Consider the following 20,756-nt stretch of genomic DNA (forward strand, 5'->3'; position numbering starts at 1 on the left):
CGTGAGTCCTGATCTATATCGTCAGAAATCAGAACTGACGGGCGGCATTCCGCGCACATATGCTCCCGGTGAAACCATCTACGATTATGACGACGATACGCCGCGTCTTCTTTTTCTCGTCAGCGGATGGGCGGTTTCCAGCAAGATGCTGCCAAACGGCACGCGCATCGTCATCGAGTTTGCGCTCCGTGGTGACATGATCTCCACTCCTTCGGTAGAACTGGCGCGCGAGACGGTACAGGCTCTCTCCAAAGTCACCGTCATGGAATTCCCGGATTTCACCTCCCATACAACCCTGGACGTTTCTTCGCGACTCTATCGCATCGTACTCACCGAGATGATGCGGCGGCAGGCGCGCATGTCCGAGCGGCTCGCCAATATCGGCCGCCGTGACGCTCTGGAGCGCACTGGCCACCTGCTGCTCGAGCTGGCGACCCGGCTTGGTCCGTCGCGGCTAAAGCCGAACTTCGATGGTTTCGAATGCCCGCTGACGCAAGCCGATATCGGCGATGCCGTCGGCCTGTCGACGGTACATATCAACCGCGTCCTCAGGGATATGAGGTTGGGCGGACTTTTGTCGTTCCGCAATGGCATCGTCGAATTTCTCGACCGCCACAAGCTCGCGGAACTCGTCGATTTCGACGAATCCTATTTCACGCCGCATATGATTTAAAGTCCGGCGCGAGCGCGCTCGCGTTATTTCAAGTCGATAACAATCGTGAGGCGAATATTTTTAGACTTTATTAACATATGTTAATGTCCGACTAAATAGAATCAGCGATTATCCTTCTTGTGATCAGGTAAGTTACATTTCAAGGACAGGAGGAATGCTATGAGTCAACACGAAATTTATCGGTTTGGTTCGGTATATCTATTCAGTTACTTTGAAATAATACCTACTCATATGGATTCTGAAGAATAGAGGCCAAGTGTGGAGTAAGGAGTAACGGCCATGGACAGGCAGTCTTTAGCGAATGAGAAATTTGGGACAGAAACAGCAACCCGTCTTATTTCAGTCCGCGCGTCGGATTCATTGCGGGCTTTCACCGCGGCAGGCGCGGTAAGCACCGACGAATGCGAGGACTATCTTCTCCTAATCGATGCCCGAGCTTTGGACAGGGAATGCCTGTCCCGGAGCCTGACGGAATATGACGAAAGCATGAATATCGTCACCGTCGGATCATTCGAGGAATGGCAGAAGCGCCGTATGCAGAGCGAACCGTCCGCAATTCTTTTCATGATCGGCGGACGCAAGGTTTCGGATGCAGACGTCTGCGATAAGATCTCCGCCCTTGCGGAGAGGTTCAAGGCAAGCCCCGTTATTGTCGGGGCTGAGAGCGACGAACTTGCGCAACTTCTCAAAGCGCTGGAATGCGGCGCTCGCGGTTACATCCCGACCAGCGTCGGAATCAATGTCGCCGCCGAAGCCGTAGCGCTCGCCCGTGCAGGCGGCGTGTTCGTGCCGGCCAGCAGCATTCTCGCTGCCAAGGAGGTCATCGCCTCTGTAACCAGCGGAACACGCTGCGCCGACAGTCTGTTTACGCCGCGTGAAGTCGTCGTCGCCGAAGCTCTTCGGCGCGGCAAGGCCAACAAGATCATCGCCTATGAAATGGACCTTTGCGAAAGCACGGTCAAAGTACATATCCGCAATATCATGAAGAAACTGAATGCGACGAACCGGACGGAAGTCGCCTACAAGATCAGGGAATTCGTGAGATAGTATCAGCTTCGTGCCAACAAGCTTCGCCGGTGCCGTTTAAACGCGGCGCTGGCGAAATACTTTTTAACCTCGAATATTCGGAACGCTTGAACCTGCAGCCTCGCTTGCATTCTGCGGAATGGATTGCAGCAGCGTCTGTCGCGCCGAGGCAAGATGGGTACGGCAAGCCCTGTCGATCCGCTCCGGATCGCGGGATTGCAACGCCTCGATATAATCGAGATGTTCGGTGATGGCGCGCGCATTGCGCTCTCGGGCGAAGGCCTTGTTCCACTGATAGTGATAGTGAAAAACGATGGCGATCGCGTCGTAGAAATCGGCGATGAAGCGGTTGTTCGAGGCGCGATGGATGAGAAGGTGAAAGCGCTCGTCGAGCTGCGAGAAATCGCGATAACGCGCCTCGAAATCCTCTTGCAAGTCATAGTGTTCCTGCTTGATGGCCGCCAGAGCGGCCCAGGCCGGATGCCCTGCCGGCAGGCGCCCGAACTCGGCAGCCGAATGCAGCTCGAACATTTCGCGCACCTCGGCAAGCTCCAGAGCGAATTCGCTGGTAAACCCCTTCAAGATCCAATGACTGTTCGGCCGCTTTTCGATCAGACCGAAGCGGCTGAAGCGGATGAGGAATTCGCGCACGACAGACGTTCCCGTGCCGATTTCGCGCGCCAGTTCCAATTCGTTGATCTGCATTCCGGGCTGCGCTTCGTCGGAGAGGATGCGCAGCATGAAGCTGCGTTCGATGATGTCGTGCAGCGAATTGGTCTCTTCTTCCGGAAAGAAATCGGCTTCGGTCGGCTGACGCAGCACGGTTTTTTGCCGCTTGTTCCAGCGGATGATGCCAGCGTCACTTAGACGCAGCAGAATGGCGCGCGCCGTGCTGCGGCTAATACCAAGCTCGGCAGCGATTTCAGGCTCGGTCGGCAAGGCGGCGTCCAGCTTCAGTCCGGCGACATAGCGATTATACGCATCCTTGAAGAGCGTGTTTTGTCTCGCCATTTTCCCCCTCTTTTATAGTCCGCGGCCCCACGTCGACGGCGATGTCTGACCCATGATCGAGTGGCAGTCAAATTCGGGAATGCCGCCGGATGCGCCGCGATTGTGTCCTCTCCTGTCGCGCCCGACCTCCTCCCAGGTTGGTGAGCGATTTCCTCGTTGACACCAAAATGTTTATTGTAGATAAAAAACAAAATCAATCGGCAATGGCCTCCAGGCCGATGCCGAAAAACAAGATTGTTCAGGGAGAGGACATTGAACAGCCAACCTTGGATCCTTCTGTCGGAAGGCGACAATGTTGCGGTGGCGACGGCGGCGATTGCGGCTGGTGCTACGGTCGCCAATGGGGTTGTGACACGCGACAAGATCGATCCCGGCCATAAGTTCGCCATTCAAGACATCGCCATCGGCATGCCCGTCGTGAAATACGGCCAGGCAATTGGCCGCACGACGGCCGAGGTCAAGGCTGGAGATCATGTCCACAGCCATAACCTTCACTTCGAAAATGATCGCCTTGCTGCGACCGCCAATGCGGCACCGGAAGCAGCGACTGAGGCCGACAAGACTCGGACGTTCATGGGCTTTCGCCGTGCCGACGGCCGGGCGGCAACGCGCAACTATATCGGCATCATTGCCAGCGTGAACTGTTCCACCACGGTTTGCCGCGCCATTGCAGAAGAGGCAAACCGGACGCTCCTGCCCCATTATGACGGCATCAATGGTTTCGTGCCGATCGTCCACGACCAGGGTTGTGGCATGAGTTCGACCGGCGACGGCATGCAGACGCTGCATCGCACGCTTGCCGGCTACACCCGTCATGTGAATTTTGGTGGCGTGCTGATGATCGGCCTCGGCTGCGAGGTCAACCAGCTCACGCTTTATGGCCAGAGCGGCGCCGGCGCCAGCAAGCGGCATTTCAACATTCAGGATGCCGGTGGCTCGCGCCGCGCTGTGGCGCTTGCCATGGGTGTCCTGAAGGAGATCGCTGAGGAAGTCGGTCAGGCTCGCCGCGAGCCCATCTCGATCAGCGAGATCATCGTCGGTCTGCAATGTGGTGGCTCCGATGGTTTCTCTGGCATCACCGCCAATCCGGCGCTGGGTGCCGCGGCCGATTTGCTGGCGGCTGCGGGCGGCACGGCAATCCTGTCGGAGACCTCGGAAATCTACGGTGCGGAGCATTTGCTGCGCAGCCGCGCGGTCAGCGACGCGGTCGCCGCCAAACTCGATGCGAAAATCGACTGGTGGGAAAAATATGTCGCCATGCACGGCGCCTCACTCGATAATAATCCCTCACCCGGCAACAAGCGCGGCGGGCTTACGACCATTCTGGAAAAGTCGCTCGGCGCTGTGGCCAAAGGCGGTCGCTCGCCCCTGACAGCCGTTTACAGCTACGCCGAACGGGTAACGGACCATGGCCTCGTCTTTATGGACACGCCCGGTTATGATCCAGTTTCGGCAACCGGCCAGGTGGCAGGCGGAGCGAATATGATCGCCTTCACGACAGGTCGCGGCAGTTGTTTTGGCTCTCGCCCAGCGCCTTCGTTCAAGCTGTCGAGCAATTCGGCGCTTTACCGATCTATGGAAGAGGACATGGATATCGATTGCGGTACCATAGCCACTGGCGAGGCGACGATATCGGGCAAAGGCCGCGAGATCTTCGAACTGATCATCGAGATTGCGTCGGGCAAGAAGACGAAAAGCGAAACCTTCGGCTATGGCGACAACGAGTTCGTTCCCTGGCACCTCGGAGCGACGCTTTAAATAGGTAATGCATGCCATCACAAGGGAGAGGTGATGAAGAGGAGAAGAATCGGCAGGACAAGCCTGGAGGTCACCGAATTCAGTTTCGGGGCCGCAGCGCTCGGCGGTCTTTACCGCACCTGCCCACGTGACCAGGCCATGAACACCCTGCAGGCGGCGTGGGATAGCGGTATCCGCTATTTCGATGTTGCGCCTTGGTACGGCTTCGGTCTCGGTGAACGCCGCGTCGGCGATTTCCTGCGCGACCAGCCGGAAGACAGCTATGTCCTTTCGACCAAGGTCGGGCGGCTGATGCGGCCGGTTGCGAGCGACAAGGTCCCGAACTACGGCTATGTCGACCCCCTGCCCTTCGATGCGGATTACGATTATTCCTATGACGGTATCATGCGGTCGGTTGACTTCAGCTATGCCCGCCTCGGCCTCAACCGCATCGACATTCTCTACGTCCACGATATTGGCGGCTACACCCACGGCAAGGCGCTGAATGAACATCACCTCGGCCAGCTCCTGGGCTCTGGGCTGAAGGCATTGGAGGAGCTGAAGTCCTCGGGCGCGATCAAGGCGTATGGCCTCGGCGTCAATGAAGTGCCTGTCTGCCTCGACGTCATGCATGAGGCCGACATCGACTGCATCCTTCTTGCCGGCCGCTATACCCTGCTCGACCGTTCGGCGGTGGCTGAGTTGCTGCCGCTCTGCGAGAGGAAGGGCACGTCGCTTGTGGTTGGCGGCGTCTTCAATTCCGGCATTCTGGCGACCGGCCCCGTGCCCGGCGCGCATTTCGACTATCTTCCGGCGACAACGGACGTTCTGGCCAAGGTCAAGACGATGGAAGATATCGCCCGCCGCCATGACTTGCCGCTTGCCGCACCGGCGATCCAGTTTCCGCTTCGCCATCCGTCGGTGGCTTCGGTGCTGATCGGCACGGCGAAACCGGAAAGTCTCATCCGCAATATGCAGCTCGTGGAGCCTGAGCTTCCGGCCAGCTTCTATGCAGAATTCGAAGGATTGACCCTGGTCGCGCCACCCTTGGGAGACGAAGCTGTCCGGGTTTGAAAAAGAATAAGGAGCTATCGGGCCGCCGCGAGAGGCGGCTCCGAGGAGGAGGAAAGCCTGTTTTGGCGTGGATGGTACCGCGTGGTCCCGAAAAATATGAGGATTGCGCAACAAACATCTCCGCGATGCGTGAGCCCGTCAGGGCTCACGATACCGAGCCGCAAGCGTTCAACGGCCGGTGTGCAGGAGCAGAGCGCGTTGAGAGGAGAAATCAATGAACATCGCCAAATCCCTTCTGTCCCGCCGCACTTTTGCCGGTCTTGCCGGCGCGGCGATCATTGCCGTCGCCATGCCGGTGCAATCCTTTGCGGCCGATGTGACCATCCCGATCATCGTCAAGGATACGACATCCTTCTACTGGCAGATCGTTCTTGCCGGCGCTCGCCAGGCGGGCAAGGATCTTGGCGTCAAGGTGCCGGAACTCGGCGCCCAGTCGGAATCCGACATCAACGGTCAGATCAGCATTCTCGAAAACGCCGTTGCAGGCAAACCGGCCGCCGTCGTGATCGCGCCAACCGAACGCAAAGCACTCGGCAAGCCGGTGGATGAGGCCGCGAAGTCCGTGCCAGTGGTCGGTATCGACTCGGCGGCCGATTCCAAAGCCTTCGTATCCTTCCTGACCACCGACAATACGGCCGGCGGACGCATCGCCGCTGACGGTCTTGCCGCAGCGATCAAGGGTATGACCGGCAAGGAAGAAGGCGAAGTCGCCATCATCACCAGCTTGCCGGGTGTCGGCTCACTCGATCAGCGCCGCCAGGGCTTTCTGGACGAGATCAAGAGCAAGTATCCTGGCCTGAAGGTCGTCGCCGATAAATATGCCGACGGTCAGGCCACGACCGGCCTCAACATCATGACCGACCTGATCACGGCCAATCCGAAGCTTGTCGGCGTCTTCGCCTCGAACCTGATCATGGCGCAGGGCGTCGGCCAAGCGATTGCCGAAAACAAGCTCGGCGACAAGATCAAGGTCATCGGCTTCGACAATGACGACAAGACCGTCGGCTTCCTGAAGTCCGGCGTTCTCGCCGGCCTCGTCGTCCAGGACCCCTATCGCATGGGTTATGACGGCATCAAGACGGCGCTCGCCGCCTCCAAGAAGGAAAAGGTCGAGGCTAATGTCGACACCGGCGCAAACCTCGTGACCAAGGCGAATATGAGCGATCCGAAGATCGACGCCCTGATCAATCCGAAGGTCAAGTAACGAGCTGAGGGCCGCGCCTGGGAGGCCGGGCGCGGCCTGTTTTCATTCCAGCTTCGTTTGCGGAGACGAACGGAGCGAGTGATCAGTTAAGGGAGGAGAGCCATGACGAACCTCGAAGAGATCAGTCATCGACACGATGACAATATCCGGACGGAAGCAAACCGCGTTCCGGCGGGTTCGCCCATCCTCGAACTCAGGGGGCTGCAGAAGCGCTATGGCTATGTCGAGGCGCTGAAGCCCGCGACGATCACCTTTCTGGCGGGCGAAATCCACGCCATCGTCGGCGAAAACGGCGCCGGCAAGTCGACACTTATCAAACTCCTGACCGGTGTCATCACCAGGACGGCGGGTGAAATATTCTGGTGCGGTCATCCGGTCGGACTTTCCAATCCGAACGAGGCGATCGCCCGCGGCATCAATGCCGTGCATCAGGAGGTGGTGCTCTGCCCCCATCTGACCGTCGCGGCCAATCTTTTTCTCGGCGACGAGGTCAATCGCTTGGGGCTGATGCGCAAGAAGCAGATGGAGAAGCTGGCGCAGACCGTGCTTGACGATCTTGGCTTTGGCCTGCCGGCAGCCGCGCTGCTAAGCTCGCTCACCATCGGCCAGCAGCAGCTCGTAGCCACCGCCCGCGCCGCAATGCGCGGTACCCAATTCCTGATCTTCGACGAGCCGACGGCTTACCTTACCCGCAAAGAATCCGCGCAGCTCTTCAAGCTGATCCGCCGCCTGCAGGCCGAGGGCGTCACCATCGTCTATATCAGCCACCGTATGGAAGAGGTCTTCGAATTGGCGGACCGTGTCTCGGTCCTGCGTGACGGCACCCATGTCGGCACGCGCGCGGTCGGCGAGACCAATGAGGACGAGTTGATCAAGCTGATGATCAACCGCTCGATCGAGCAGATCTATCATAAGGAAGAGATTCCGATCGGCGAGACCATCCTGGAAACCCGCGGTCTCTCCGGCCCCGGCTTTGAAAATGTCTCACTGAGCGTCCGGGCCGGCGAGATCGTCGGGCTCTATGGCTTGATCGGCGCCGGCCGCAGCGAATTCGCGCTTGGGCTTTACGGCCGTCAGCCACTGTCTGCGGGCGAGATCTACTGGCAGGGCCGGAAGGTCGATATTCGCAGCGAGCGGGATGCCATGGACCTCGGCATTGCACTCGCGCCGGAAAGCCGCCGCGATCAGGGGCTTTGCCTCAACCTGCCGATCGGACTCAACATCAACCTGCCGGTGTTTAAGCGACTGAGCCAGGGGCCAATCATCAACAATAGCAGCGAAGCGACCAATGCCGATCGGCAGATCCGCGATCTCAGCATCAAGACGCCGAGCCGGCGGGTTCTTGTTTCGGCCATGTCCGGCGGCAACCAGCAGAAGGTCGTCATTGGCAAGTGGCTCAGCCACGGCGCCAAGCTCTTCATTTTCGATGAGCCGACCGTGGGCGTCGATGTCGGCACCAAGGCGGAGATCTACCGGTTGTTCGCCAAGCTCTTGCGGGGCGGCGCGGGCATCATCGTCATCTCGTCCTACCTACCGGAAGTCTACGAGCTCGCCGACCGGCTCCATGTCTTCCGCCGCGGCCAGCTCGTCGCCAGCCATGATTTTCACGCTGCCACGCATGAGGAAGTCCTCGGCGAGGCGATCGGCGTCTGAACGACACATAAGATAAGGATAGAAAGAGGGAGAACAACAATGGCCGCCAATACTACAGAAGGCCCCACCGTCGCACCGCGGCGCAAGATGAATATCCTCTTCAGCTTGACGCTGATCCTTCTTCTACTTGCTCTTTGGGTCGTCCTGGGCTTTTGGACAGACAAATTCTGGACGCCGCTCAACATCACCAACCTGATGCGCCAGGGCTCGATGACGGCGATCCTGGCCCTTGGTCAAACCTTCGTCATCATCACCGCGGGCATCGACCTATCCGTCGGCGCCATTGTCGGCTTCTGCACCGTTATCATCGCCTGGCTGCTGCAGGCCGGATTTCCGGTTTCCGCCGCCATTCTCATTACGCTGGCCTTCGGCGTGCTGATCGGCGCATTCCACGCCTTCGGCATCGTCCGCATGGGCCTGCCGCCGTTCATCATCACGCTGGCGACCTTGACGTCTCTGCGCGGCATCGGCCTGCTCATCACCAACGGCTCGACGATCAATATCGTCAACGACGATTTCACCAATTTCGCCGTCGCGGATTTCTTGGGGATTCCGAGCCTGTTCTGGATGGTCATCCTGGTGGCGATACCGGCTTTCATCTTCCTGCATCTCAGCCGCTGGGGCCGCTATCTCTTCGCCGTCGGTTCGAACCGCGAAGCCGCGCGTCTCTCCGGCGTCAACGTCACCTGGATGATCTACCTCGCCTATATTCTGTCAGGCACCTGCGCCGCTTTCGTCGGTGTCCTGCTCGCCTCGCGCATCGCCATCGGCAATGCGACGCAGGCGGATGGCTGGGAATTGCAGGCAATCGCCTCTTCGGTCATCGGCGGCACCAGCCTTTTCGGCGCCGTCGGCTCCGTCTACGGCCCACTGATCGGCGCCTTCATCCTCGCCACCATCAACAACGGCGCCAACCTGCTGAACTTGAATTCCTTCTGGCAGCGCATCATCACCGGCGTGCTGATCATCGTGATCGTCTATTTCGATCAGTTGCGGCGGCGGCGTCTCTGAGGACTATCAAAATCGAATGACGATGTCGGCGGGCCGAAATGGCTCGCCGATTCACGTTGGCATCACGTGGTCAAACATTTCGAAGATGCGGCTACCGGCGTCACCTGGGCGAGCGACGGCATGGCTATAGCCTCGTCGGCCCCTCGACATCGAGGGATTTGCATCCCCTAGCGAATGACATCCGGCATCAGATCGAGACCAAGGTTTGAGCATCGATCACGCCGGCGATGGGCGTGATCTTTGCCAGCTCAAGTTCCTCAACAGGTTGCGGAGCGGCTTTTCGACCGCTTCGTAGGCGCAGACGCCGAGTAAGGTACCCGAGATGACGCCGAGGAACGTCGCGACGTCGTAGGGCATCTGCGTGGACGCAACCATTTTGATGACCACCGAGATCGCCAGCGTGTGCCAGAGATAGATCGAATAGGAGCTGTTGCCGAGATAGGTGAGCAGCGGAATATTTGGCAGCTTTCCGCTCCTCTCCAGCGATACCACGCCAAGCACGAGCGCCAGGGCGAGCGGTGCACAGGTCACTTCATTGAAGTCGAGGCCGATAAGCTCGATGGCGGCAAAACCCGACAACGCGGCGATCGCCAAGGCAAGGCCAAGGCCGGCGCCCGGCGTCCTCCCCGCTAGCCACAGCCGGCCAAGGATTGCACCGGCGACGAACTCAAGGACGATTGGCTGCGTATAGGTGATAAACAGGGAGGATTGCGGGTTGAAAATGTTGCCGGCGAGGACGAAGGCGAGGAAGATGGCGGCCATGCTGGCAAGCTGCAGACGGCGCGGCAACAGCAAGGTCGCGGCGAAGATGACGTAGAAGAACATCTCGAAATTCAACGTCCATCCCTGCACGAGAACCGGCCAGATCTCTCCATTGCTCGGCGAGCGCACGGGGATGAAGAACAGCGAGCCTAAGACATGCCCGGCCGTCAGCTTCATATTCGGAAACAGGCCGGCAAGCCCACCCGCGATCATGATGCTGGTGACGATCCAGTAAGACGGGGCGATGCGCTGCAAGCGATCGAGCAGGAAACGCAATGGCGTCACCGGCCGGCGCTCGCTCATCGTCCACATGATGAAACCGCTGATGACGAAAAAGACGTCGACGCCAGCCGCTCCAATGCGGAAATGGCTGCCGGTGCGCTCTGCGGCGTGGAACAGGACCACGGCGAGAGCGGCAAAGCCGCGCAGATATTGAATGCCATAGAGGGTCTTCATCTGCTGATCCGCGGCTCCCAATTCATCGATGGCGTAAACTCCATCCGATCGTCGGGAATGAGCGGGGCGGCCTTCGGCGCCCGCGTCTTCATCGTCAGCTTGCCCGCCGTGAAATAAAACAGGAACGAGCCGACATGATATGGATTGAGAATGTCGATCTCGACGAAGGCGCGGATCAGAAGCAGCGTCGCAACGCCGAGCAGAACATAGGATTCATCATTTCTGATGTCGCTCAGGAACCGCTTGATATGGCCGATGACGGCGGTGAGCAGGATCGCGACGAGCAGGCAGACGCCGATCAGGCCGGTCTCGACAGTCGTTTCGATGAAGGTGTTGTGGAAATGGAAGCCCGCACGAGAGGCGATGTAGAATTCGTCCCACAAGCGCTCCGGCTCTGAAAAGCCCTGTACCCAATAGGCTTGGTAGCCGACGCCGAAGAAGGGATGCTGCCAGATTGCTTCGATGCCCTGTTGCCACAAATAGGTGCGACCCGTCAGCGTCGAGTCCTTGCCGAAGGCACCGAGGACGAGGTCAACGCCACCGAAATTGACACCGGCTACAGCGACCGCCAAACCGGTTACGGCCAAAACGACAAAGAGCCTCTTCCGCTGCCGAGGCGACAGGAACAGGATGCCCCGCATGCCGATACTGAGCACGACGACCAAGCCTGTGGTCAAAACCGAGGTCGCCGATTGCGAGGCGAGCAGGCAATAGGCGGATAGCAGGCCGGCAATGCCACCGCCCAGCAGCCAGATGCGGCGCTCGCCGAGGATGAAGACGGCGGCGAAGGCGAAATAAATGCCGAGCGAGGCGTAGAAGCCGAGCTGGTTCTTCGAGTCGAAGGCGCCGACGAAGCTGTAGGTGCCGTCGAGCGGGTCATAGGCGTAATAGCCGAAGAGGATCGAATAGAGCAGCACGAGGCCCACGCCGGCAATCCCGCCGCGTGTGAGAGTGCGAATATCCAGCGTGCGCATGGCGATCAATGCGCAGATGATGTGCGTCATGTACTGGATCGCAGCGCGTGCCGTAATGGATGGCACGGCAGACCAGAAGATCGACAGGCAGGTAAACACGCCGAAGGCGAAGAGCCAGAGCTGCTTTTGATAGTTGCCGAGCGTGCTGCGATAGCCGATCAGGACCAGCGGAAACCAGAGGCCATAGTAGGCAAGAATAGAGGCCTGCCCGAAGCGGGAGGAATAAGCGAAGACGAAGAAAGAGAGCGCAACCGCCACCATACCGTAGGTGGCGTTGCTCCCTGGACGAATAAAGGTCGATTTCGCGATCTGCATCGACCCTCCTTAACGCATGGCAAGACCGGCGCTGACCTTGATGAGGTCGCCAGGCAGGACCTGGGTGTTCTCATCGGCCGGAATTTCCTTCGGCTGCCCGTTATCATCCCGCACGATGGCATAGACGATATTGACGCTATGCCCGTTGGCATCGAGATTGCTGGCATCGGCCGATTGCGCGACCGCTTCCTGCATCAATGCCTGGCTGGTGGAGAGCTTGAGTTGCAGTGTTTCCAATTGGGTATCGGTGTCCTGCAAATCCTGCGCGAGCGAATTTTGCCAGTCGTTGCGCAGCGTATTTTCATCCTGGTCGGCCTTGCTGATGCTCTGCTTGGCATTCAGCGATGCCGTGTCGGTATCCAGCAGGTTGGTCTCCACGTCGGAGGCGCGCTGTTCGGCCGAGATTCTGCGGGAGGCAAGTTCCAACCCTCTTTCGGCCAAACTTTCGACCTTGTCGCGGTCCGCCTTAGCCAGGTCGAGCTGGCGGCTTAGCGTATCGGTCTTCTTCCCCAGCGCCTCGACTTCGCTTTGCAGCAGCACCTTCAAGTCTGCCAGCGCCTGCAACTGCGTCTTCATGCGCTCGCCGCGCGTTTTCATCAGGGCTTCTTCGCTGGCGAGCAGGTCGGCCGATTGTGGCAATTTCTGCAGCTCCGGCGGAACATCGATCTGATCTTTGCCGGCGACTTCTGCCAGCAGACGCGCCTTGCGGATCAACAGGCGTCCACGCTCGGCCATGAGGACGACGGCATCGCCCTTGGCATTGATGTAGTCCCGGGCAAAGCGCTGGCCGGCATCGGCGCGGTGCAGGCCGCCGCCAAGACTGACCGCCTTAAGGACTGTGAGGTTGGGCACGAAAGAATATTGGCCCGGATTCTGAACCTCGCCGGTGAGATAGATGGGCCGGAATTGCGAAAGCTCTACGGAAGCCGAGGGGCGATCGCGCAGGCCGAATTGTTTTTGCAGCCCGACGCCGATCGCTTCGGCGATTTCGTCCGTCGTCTTGCCGCTGGCCGGCATATCACCGATGAAGGGGATGGAAACCGAGCCGGAGGGGCCGACGGTGTAATCACCCGAGATCATCGACCAATCGCGGACCGAGCCCTCCGCCGTCTGCCATTCGGCAACACGAATGTGCAGCTTGTCCATGACTCCCAGGTGATATCCGGGAAGATTATCGGCACCGGCATTACCCGACAGCATGCAGAGGCTGAGAAGCATAAGAGCTGTGCAGCGAAAAGGTGTAGCCGTGCCAACGGACTTACCAGGAGACTGAATTTCAATCATGCAGGATCTTTCCTGTTATTGGATGCAGCCCGCACTTGCGGGAAAACCGCAGGCGCTTCCCTGCGGTATCTGCGTTCGCCATCAGTAGCTGCCACGCGATAGGCAGACCGCGGGAATGGTTTTGGCGATGATGACCACGTCGCTGCTCAGAGACCAGTTCTTGACGTAGTGGGTGTCGAAGGCAACACGGCTGGCATAGGACACGTCGTTACGACCGCTCACCTGCCAGAGGCCTGTCAGGCCCGGGCGGGATTGGAGGTAGTAGATCGCTGCGTGTTCGTAGAGCTCCAGTTCGTCTTCGACGACAGGACGCGGGCCGACGACGCTCATTTCACCGCGAATGATATTGATAAGCTGCGGCAGCTCGTCGAGGCTGAGTTTGCGAAGCACCGCGCCGACAAGGGTGACGCGGGGGTCGTCCTGCAGTTTGCGTGTTGCACGCCATTCTTCCATTGCTCTGGGATTGGCCTGCAGATAGGCCTTCAGAACCTTGTCGCCATCGACGACCATGGTACGGAACTTCAGGCAACGGAAGGTCTTGCCGTTGTGTCCGATGCGGCGATGTCCGTAAAAAACGGGACCCCGATCCGAAAGCTTTACCAGGAGCATAAGCATAAGGAAGATGGGGCTGATGAAAATCAGCGCCGTTAATGCAGTGGTGACGTCGAACGTCCTCTTCAAGAATCCACCTGTTGGCGGAAAGACGTCACGTTCCGGAGCGCTGAAAAAAGCCGATGTGGCCGATCTCGTCGCAGACTTCATAGAGATGACTCCATTCATGTTGGCGAATTGGTCGGAAATGTCTCGGTCGCCTAGTTAGGGCTATGCAGTGAGGAGTGTAGGTGGCGATTATGATTTTTTAAGCCAAATTTTTGTGGCAACGCGGAATCGGGGTCGGGTTTTACCCCCGATGCATTAGATTTCTTAAGTTTAGACATTCCTTATATAATATTTATACTAAAGAATGTATTGTATAGACGGCTAAAAAATGCGCATCTTACGTTACGGATGGCGATGGGAGAGAATGTTAACGGCTATAGCGCGGATTTGTTCATCCGGTCTTGTTGGAATAGGCTTTGCTCACTCTTGAGCGTTCATGCGCAATCTTGATTTTTCACCGAAAATATTGCGTTGCAACACCATATTGCGGCGCACATATTGCCGGTCGCGACGGCCGAACTTTGTAATAAAAGTTGATTGAATTGATTAAATTCTGGCTCGGCCGCGTCCGATCACTAAGGTCATTAAAATTGTATATATTTACAAACTGGACAACTTTAATAAGAAATATGGAGAAAGAGAAAACATATGGGCTGCAATTGCACGTATTATGGAGGAGTAGTTTTAACAGGTGATGCGCTAAAGTCGTATTCGTTCAAAATCGTAAACGGACCGCAGTCATTTAGTTGAATCTAAAAGATTCATTAAATATATTTGGCTTGTGGGTCTTATTAAGGGAGGCAAGGCCTTGATCGCTCTTTTCCTGATGACTGTGTGCGCGAGGTAACGCCATGTATGCGCCACGCGTTTTCATCAGCATGCTCGGCGCCCTGGCGGTATTTGCCATCGCGACCTACTTCCTGACGCATTCTTTTTCGACCACGTTGGTCGAAACGGTAATTTGCGCCGTGCTACTGCAGATCGGTTACTTTATTGGCATCCTCTTCCTCGTATGGAAGGAGCGGACTGCGCGACAGGCATTGCTGCGTCAAAACACGGCTGCCACATCGTTGCGTGATGACGAAAAGGTCACCGGCCTACACGCTTCAAATCTCAATCGCTCCGAGCGCTTCAACCCCTGAGGTCGCCGCCAGCGCATCTTTTGACGGTGACGTGCTTGCCTATGGCTGATGTCGTCCTAAGTCTCCCGCGGAATAATGGAGGCTGATGTGACTGACAGTGCCGAAAACAATGTCTGTGTAATTATTGCCGCGAAGAATGCCAGCGACACCATTGGCCTTGCCGTCGCTTCTGCACTTCGCGAGCCCGAAGTGGCAGAAGTCGTTGTTATCGACGATGGCTCGGTAGATGGCACCGCCGCCTCCGCCGGCCTCGCGGACGACGGCAGCGGGCGTCTGATCATCCATGAATTCGAGAAAAATCGCGGCCCAGCGGCAGCACGCAACCATGCGATCGAGGTTTCGCGCGCTCCCCTGATCAGCATCCTCGATGCCGATGATTTCTTTTTTCCAGGGCGGTTCAAGCCGTTGCTCGCAAGCGACGATTGGGATTTCGTCGCTGACAACATCGCTTTCGTCAATGCCGATACGGTTCCCGATGCGATTACAATGCTCGATCATTTCGATCCGAAGCCGCGTTTTCTCGATCTTGTCGCCTTTGTCGAAGGCAACATTTCCAAGCGCGGCGTCCGGCGCGGCGAGATCGGCTTCCTGAAGCCGTTGATGCGCCGATCGTTTTTGGATGCTCATGGCCTGCGCTACAACGAAGCCCTGCGTCTCGGTGAGGACTACGATCTCTATGTACGGGCGCTTGCAAAGGCTGCACGCTACAAGGTCATCCATAGCTGCGGCTATGGCGCAGTGGTGCGCAGCAACTCCCTGAGCGGCCAGCATCGCACCGAGGATCTGCATCGGCTTTACCAAGCCGATCGGGCGATCCTGTCAGCCGGCGGGCTTTCCCCGGCCGACGCAGCCGCCATCCGCCGCCATGAGCAGCATGTTCGCAGCCGCTATGAGCTGCGGCGCTTTCTCGATATCAAGGGACAATCGGGCCTGGCAGCGGCCGCCTCTTACGCATTGGGCAAGCCCACCGCCATTCCGGCCATTGCCGGCGGCATTCTTGCCGACAAAACGGAACGTTTCCGGAAGGGCGGCGGGGTGCCGATCGCGCATTCGGGAACGAACGGCCTGCGCTATCTGCTGCAGGCCGCTCCTGAATAATGCTTCTCGCTATCAGAAGTAGTCGCGGCGCACGCCTTCGATAACGTCGAAGAGGCGTTGCTTTCGGCTGGCAAGGGCGGAGTCGGCGCTCAATTGCGGCTTCGCCTTGCTGGCCTGCCAAAGCGCGAGCGCCGAGGGCACAGCAAGTGCCTGCTTCGCCATCACTCTGAGGCGGGTCTGTTCGGGATCGGCAAGGACCACCGTTCCCCCATGCCGGTGCTTCTCCAGCTCTTCTGTGGCGTGCTCGTCCCGTTCGAAACCGACGCCCCAGAACCGGGCACCCTTGGCAATCGCTTCCGCGCGGGTGGAAACCGGAATGTGTTTTGGCGCATAGGTGACGCCGAGCGAGCGAGCCCAGTCGTTCCACTTGAAGCTATTGATCGCCCGTGACGTACTGACGGCGATCCACGGTACCCGGAAGGCATCGGCCAGGATCGCGCCATGCATGGACTCGGCGACAATCAGCTCGGAGGTCGCGATCTCGCGGATCACCGCCTTTGCCTCGCCGCGGGGGTCGAGATAGGAGAGGCCGACGGTCTTGCAGATCTCCGGCCATAGGCCCGCTGCCGCCGACTCCCAATGCGGGACGAAGGTGCGGCGATTACTTTTCGGCAGGTTTTTGAATTCCGGCATTTCGGTCACCATCACGGCCGGATCGATGACGCCCATGTCCTGCGGAAGGCCTACCTTTTCCGCCGTCAGCGGGCCGCGAACGCTGCGGATATCCCACTTGGTCCTGTCGCTCATGTCGGGAAGCGAGCCGTAGCCGAAGCCGCTGCCAATCACGAGCTTGTGGCCGTCGAGCGGCAGGATCAGGGTGTTGAGTACGGTTCCGACACCGACCAGCAGTGTTTCTTTATGAACGTCGCGCAGGCCGGGAAGCAGGAAATCCCAGAGCCAGAGATTGAGATCGTCACCGAAATTACCATGGGTGGATTCCCAGTGGAACGGCTTCATGCAGGTCTCCTTGGTGATTTAGATAATAGCTGAACATACGTTGGCTCTTCAGTAACAGGTATGGACAGCTTTGCTGCAGGTGCGAAAACTAGGGCGCCAACTTGCCCGCGGCAAGCTGCACCGCACTCTGCAATATTGCCGGGTCTTTCCACGCCCATTGCGCCAGTAGCCCAAGTTGCGGCAAACGCTTGCGCCGCAACTGCCGCGCCTGGCTCCACAGCGCCTGTTTGCGGGCGCGGTTTTTATAGGCGCGAATGGCCGCTATATCCTGCGGCCGGCGCAAGAACCGCTGTTCCAGCGTATTAAGCGCGGTCCAGGTGTTGAATTGCTGCCGGAGGAATTGCGGTGAATCATTATCAATGCTGTGAAAGATATTCATGCCTTCGCCACGCAGCGCGCCGGTATCTTCACACAACAACACGCGTTTGGCCGCAAGGATGCAGTCGCAGAAGAACAACACATCCTCTGCCGCCAGCCGCAATGCGGCCTCGAAACGGATTTTCTCGAACAGTGGTCGGCCGATCACCATGCAGGAGAGATGCAGAAAGCTCCAATCTTTCAGCATGACGCTGGCGATATCAGGAACTTCGATAAGCGACGGCGTTTGGGAGAGACGGGTGGCATTCACTGATTTTGCCAGTTCCGCCATGCTGAAATGGTAGGAGAATTCCTCGCCGCCATGGATCGAGTCCCAATAACAATCAGCATCGTACCGCGTCAGGGCCTCGAAGGCGTTGCTGAGATGTTGCGGCGCCCATTCGTCGTCGGAATCCAGGAAGGCGACAAAACGGCTTGAAGCCGGCACGTTGTCGAGGCCGGTATTGCGTGCGCCACCCGGTCCCGCATTGGCCTGACGGATAACCGTAATTCGCGCCCGCTCTTTTTCGCTAAGCGCCTGAAGCTCGTTTTCTGCCGGAAGCGGCGATTCATCGTCGACAATGAGGATATCGAAATCCTGAAACACCTGCTTGGATATCGATGTCAATGCACGCTGCAAAATGCCTGTCTGCCTCTGATAGAAGGGGATAACAATCGTGATCGACGCCATTTTCAAGCCTTTACGGTTTTCAATAAAGAGTTTGTGGCCCCTTTTCACAGGGACCGCCATGCGCTTTTCGACACTCTCCATCGCTGAATTTTCAGCCGGTCCCGAAAGACAGGATGTCGCCGTGGCCTCAACAGTTAGTGCCCGATCTGTTCCGAACAATGACGGAGAGTGCGTTTTATCGAGAACGAGAGCATTTGCCATCGTCGACATCGTAACCTTCGTCGGCTCAAGCAGAAGGTCGAAAACGAAATCGCAACCCATAAGTGAGTGATCTTATTCGCATTTTCTCAATAAGCTTGCATCATCGCCCTATTTTGATCACGATTGATCGTGCGATCTGCGGCAATGCAAAAAAATCCTCGGCCGGTGGAAAAAAATTTGGTGCTGCCGCAGCGTGTAATTCCACGCTATCGCGTTAACATTATACCACTCTTAAAATCGTTTTAAACCAACCACTTCCATAGGTATTAATCCGATTGAATTAGATGTTTCTTCATCTCTTTCATCGCGCCAGGACACGTCTGCGAGGCCATATATCCCGGTTTTTTGCTGCAGTGCCATATTTCCTTTCGCCAGATCGCCCTAGCTTACGTCTGCGGGCTCTAGTCTGCTCTGGTTGAAACGGCTGCAAGGGGGGAGCGGTCCGAAAAAGGGGTGACAGCTATCGTGAATGTGACTGCCAACGTGTCTTCGCGGATCAATCTCATGCGCATCGTGCTCATCTCGGGCATCGTATTTGTACATATCCCGTTTGATACGGATTCCAGCCCATTCAACGGCGCCTATGGCCTCTTTGATTGGCTTCGGGTCTTCCTGCGCGACAGCCTGTTTCGCGTGGGCGTTCCCTGCTTGAGCGCCATTTCCGGCTATCTGCTTTTCCGCCACGGCGCGGCCTCGCTGGACTACGGCAAGACCGTCCGCCGCAAGACAAGGACCGTTCTCCTGCCATTTCTGCTATGGAACAGCGCCTTTTTTCTTTTTGTGCTGATCCTGCAGGCCAGCGGTATCGGCGATGGCTATCTGCCGGATCTGACGAATGCCAGCCCGCGCACCCTCGCTACACTTCTGTTTGCCACCGAAGGCGCGCCGATTGATTTGCCCCTCTATTTTCTGCGCGATCTCTTCGTTTGCATCCTGCTCTCGCCGTTGCTGGCGATGCTGATCCGCCACTACCCGCTGCCGACGCTGGTATTTCTGCTGATGCTTGCGGCGTTGCCGGTACCGCTTGGCATCGTGCTCAGGAACTCCATCCTCTTCAGCTTCAGTTTCGGCATCTATCTCAGCCTTTATCGCATCGATCTAACCATCATCGACCGATACGCGGCCCCCATCGGCGCAGCCTTTCTCGCACTCGCGATTTTGTGGGCGACAGTGGCTTATTTGACCGCGCCGGAACCGCCAGTGTGGCTGGAATTCAGCCGGGATATGATGGTGCTCGCCGGTATTCCAGGCTTCTGGGCGCTGTCGGCAATCCTGATCAAGAGCAAGGTTGGTCAGCAATTGGCGGAAACCGGCGGCTTGAGCTTCTGGATCTTCTGCGCCCATCACCCGCTGCTGTTGAGCCTCTGGATTCTGTGGAACCGAACCGGCGTGGATCTCTATCCCGTCTTCTACCTGCTGGCCGCCGCCATCACCCTGACGGTGCTGCCTTTGACCAACGGCATGGCGCGCAACGCCCTGCCCTCTTTCTACAATCTACTGACCGGCAGCCGCATGCGGCCGCGTGTCGAAGCCCTGGCCGATGGCCGGCGGGCAACCTCCGAGTAAAGGTGACACATGACGAAACCGATCTTCCATTCCCGGGGACTTAACCTTGTTGCATTCGCAGTCTTGAGCGTCGGTCTCATCCCTTGCGCAGTTTCCGCGCAGGAGGATCAGCCGAACGGCAAGTCTTTCGTCGACAATTTCGACCGGATCGACAGCGGCCGGTGGTTCGTTTCGGATGGCTGGAACAACGGCCCGCACCAGAACTGCACCTGGTCCAAGAAGGAGGTCAGTGTCGAGGGCGGCATGCTGCAGCTTCAATTCACGCAGGCCAAGACCGGCCAACGGGACTATGCCTGCGGCGAGATCCAGACGACCAAGACCTATGGCTACGGCACCTATGAGGCGCGTTATCGCACCGCGACCGGCTCCGGCCTTAATTCGGCTTTCTTCACCTATATAGGTCCGACCGACAAGAAACCGCACGACGAGATCGATTTCGAAGTGCTCGGCAAGAACCTCGGACAGGTTCAGGTCAATCAATATATTGGCGCCAAAGGCGGCAATGAGAAACTCGTCCCGGTCGCCGGCGGCGCCGATCAAGGCTTCAACGATTACGCCTTCGTCTGGGAAAAGGATCGGCTCCGCTACTACCTGAACGGCAAGCTCGTCCAGGAGGTAACCGATCCGTCGAAGATCCCAACGCATGCGCAGAAGATCTTCTTCAGCCTTTGGGGCACAGACACGTTGAGCGGCTGGATGGGCAAGTTCGCCTATGGCGGTGGGCCGGCGACCATGCAGATCGATCGCGTTGCCTTCACGGCAGCGGGCGATAAGTGCCAGTTCCCGGAATCGGTCGCCTGCAAGATCAACTGAAACATTCCGGCTGCGAAGCGGATTTCGCAGCCGGAGCAATGAACGTGGTGCAACACGAACGAAACGAGGCGCCTGGCATCCGGCCGGGTAC

18 protein-coding genes are annotated in these 20,756 nt (G+C 58.0%); 11 read left to right on the forward strand and 7 right to left on the reverse strand.

The window, feature by feature from the left end; translation table 11 throughout:
* Position 1 precedes the first annotated feature (1 nt).
* Positions 2-673 (forward strand): Crp/Fnr family transcriptional regulator, encoded by a 672-nt coding sequence (locus tag ACXHXG_RS23585; protein ID WP_260305042.1) that lies wholly within the window; start codon positions 2-4, stop codon positions 671-673.
* A 279-nt stretch (positions 674-952) separates the two neighbouring features.
* On the forward strand, positions 953-1,720 hold the full coding sequence (locus tag ACXHXG_RS23590; RefSeq protein ID WP_104826635.1) for a response regulator transcription factor: 768 nt from the start codon (positions 953-955) through the stop codon (positions 1,718-1,720).
* A gap of 63 nt (positions 1,721-1,783) precedes the next feature.
* Here ACXHXG_RS23590 and ACXHXG_RS23595 read toward each other — a convergent pair whose 3' ends face one another.
* Positions 1,784-2,710 (reverse strand): GntR family transcriptional regulator, encoded by a 927-nt coding sequence (locus tag ACXHXG_RS23595; protein WP_260305041.1) that lies wholly within the window; start codon positions 2,708-2,710, stop codon positions 1,784-1,786.
* Between the two features lie 252 nt (positions 2,711-2,962).
* Between ACXHXG_RS23595 and ACXHXG_RS23600 the strand changes: the two genes are divergently transcribed.
* The 5 genes from ACXHXG_RS23600 (at position 2,963) to ACXHXG_RS23620 (ending at position 9,389) form a co-directional block, all read left to right on the forward strand.
* Complete coding sequence (locus ACXHXG_RS23600; RefSeq protein ID WP_457900889.1) at positions 2,963-4,468, forward strand: UxaA family hydrolase; 1,506 nt, start codon at positions 2,963-2,965, stop codon at positions 4,466-4,468.
* Between the two features lie 33 nt (positions 4,469-4,501).
* Positions 4,502-5,521: an aldo/keto reductase gene (locus ACXHXG_RS23605; protein ID WP_457900890.1), complete on the forward strand. Its 1,020-nt coding sequence runs from the start codon at positions 4,502-4,504 to the stop codon at positions 5,519-5,521.
* Between the two features lie 214 nt (positions 5,522-5,735).
* On the forward strand, positions 5,736-6,725 hold the full coding sequence (locus tag ACXHXG_RS23610) for an ABC transporter substrate-binding protein (protein ID WP_104826631.1): 990 nt from the start codon (positions 5,736-5,738) through the stop codon (positions 6,723-6,725).
* A gap of 102 nt (positions 6,726-6,827) precedes the next feature.
* The gene (locus tag ACXHXG_RS23615; RefSeq protein WP_457900891.1) at positions 6,828-8,378 is read left to right on the forward strand and encodes a sugar ABC transporter ATP-binding protein; all 1,551 of its coding nucleotides are present in this window, start codon (positions 6,828-6,830) and stop codon (positions 8,376-8,378) included.
* Between the two features lie 39 nt (positions 8,379-8,417).
* Positions 8,418-9,389, forward strand: a complete 972-nt coding sequence (locus ACXHXG_RS23620) for an ABC transporter permease (RefSeq protein WP_104826629.1) — start codon at positions 8,418-8,420, stop codon at positions 9,387-9,389.
* A 216-nt stretch (positions 9,390-9,605) separates the two neighbouring features.
* Here ACXHXG_RS23620 and ACXHXG_RS23625 read toward each other — a convergent pair whose 3' ends face one another.
* The 4 genes from ACXHXG_RS23625 to ACXHXG_RS23640 form a co-directional block, all read right to left on the reverse strand.
* Entirely contained in the window at positions 9,606-10,607 is a 1,002-nt protein-coding gene (locus ACXHXG_RS23625) for an acyltransferase family protein (protein ID WP_457900892.1), read from the reverse strand.
* Positions 10,604-11,896 carry an O-antigen ligase family protein gene (locus ACXHXG_RS23630; RefSeq protein ID WP_457900893.1) on the reverse strand — a complete coding sequence of 431 codons (1,293 nt, stop codon included), beginning with the start codon at positions 11,894-11,896 and terminating at the stop codon, positions 10,604-10,606. Before ACXHXG_RS23630 ends, ACXHXG_RS23625 begins: the two co-directional genes overlap by 4 nt.
* A 9-nt stretch (positions 11,897-11,905) precedes the next feature.
* Positions 11,906-13,180, reverse strand: coding sequence for a polysaccharide biosynthesis/export family protein (locus tag ACXHXG_RS23635; RefSeq protein ID WP_457900894.1), 1,275 nt, complete (start codon positions 13,178-13,180; stop codon positions 11,906-11,908).
* A gap of 81 nt (positions 13,181-13,261) precedes the next feature.
* Positions 13,262-13,942 carry a sugar transferase gene (locus tag ACXHXG_RS23640; RefSeq protein WP_260305035.1) on the reverse strand — a complete coding sequence of 227 codons (681 nt, stop codon included), beginning with the start codon at positions 13,940-13,942 and terminating at the stop codon, positions 13,262-13,264.
* 749 nt (positions 13,943-14,691) lie between these two features.
* Here ACXHXG_RS23640 and ACXHXG_RS23645 point away from each other — a divergent pair.
* Both ACXHXG_RS23645 and ACXHXG_RS23650 read left to right on the forward strand, forming a co-directional pair.
* Positions 14,692-14,982, forward strand: coding sequence for an exopolysaccharide production repressor protein (locus ACXHXG_RS23645; RefSeq protein WP_260305034.1), 291 nt, complete (start codon positions 14,692-14,694; stop codon positions 14,980-14,982).
* Positions 14,983-15,069: 87 nt separating this feature from the next.
* Entirely contained in the window at positions 15,070-16,080 is a 1,011-nt protein-coding gene (locus ACXHXG_RS23650) for a glycosyltransferase family 2 protein (RefSeq protein ID WP_457900895.1), read from the forward strand.
* Between the two features lie 12 nt (positions 16,081-16,092).
* Here the strand turns inward: ACXHXG_RS23650 and ACXHXG_RS23655 are convergent, their stop codons facing one another.
* Both ACXHXG_RS23655 and ACXHXG_RS23660 read right to left on the reverse strand, forming a co-directional pair.
* Positions 16,093-17,037, reverse strand: coding sequence for a polysaccharide pyruvyl transferase family protein (locus ACXHXG_RS23655; RefSeq protein WP_260305032.1), 945 nt, complete (start codon positions 17,035-17,037; stop codon positions 16,093-16,095).
* A gap of 88 nt (positions 17,038-17,125) precedes the next feature.
* The gene (locus ACXHXG_RS23660) at positions 17,126-18,085 is read right to left on the reverse strand and encodes a glycosyltransferase family 2 protein (RefSeq protein WP_260305229.1); all 960 of its coding nucleotides are present in this window, start codon (positions 18,083-18,085) and stop codon (positions 17,126-17,128) included.
* A gap of 654 nt (positions 18,086-18,739) precedes the next feature.
* Between ACXHXG_RS23660 and ACXHXG_RS23665 the strand changes: the two genes are divergently transcribed.
* Together ACXHXG_RS23665 and exoK are read left to right on the forward strand one after the other, a co-directional pair.
* A complete protein-coding gene (locus ACXHXG_RS23665; RefSeq protein ID WP_260305031.1) occupies positions 18,740-19,852 on the forward strand; it encodes an acyltransferase family protein in 1,113 nt (370 codons plus the stop codon).
* 9 nt (positions 19,853-19,861) lie between these two features.
* On the forward strand, positions 19,862-20,665 hold the full coding sequence (exoK, locus tag ACXHXG_RS23670) for an endo-1,3-1,4-beta-glycanase ExoK (protein ID WP_260305030.1): 804 nt from the start codon (positions 19,862-19,864) through the stop codon (positions 20,663-20,665).
* Positions 20,666-20,756: the final 91 nt, after the last annotated feature.

The organism is Rhizobium sp. LEGMi-198b (genome assembly GCF_054114205.1).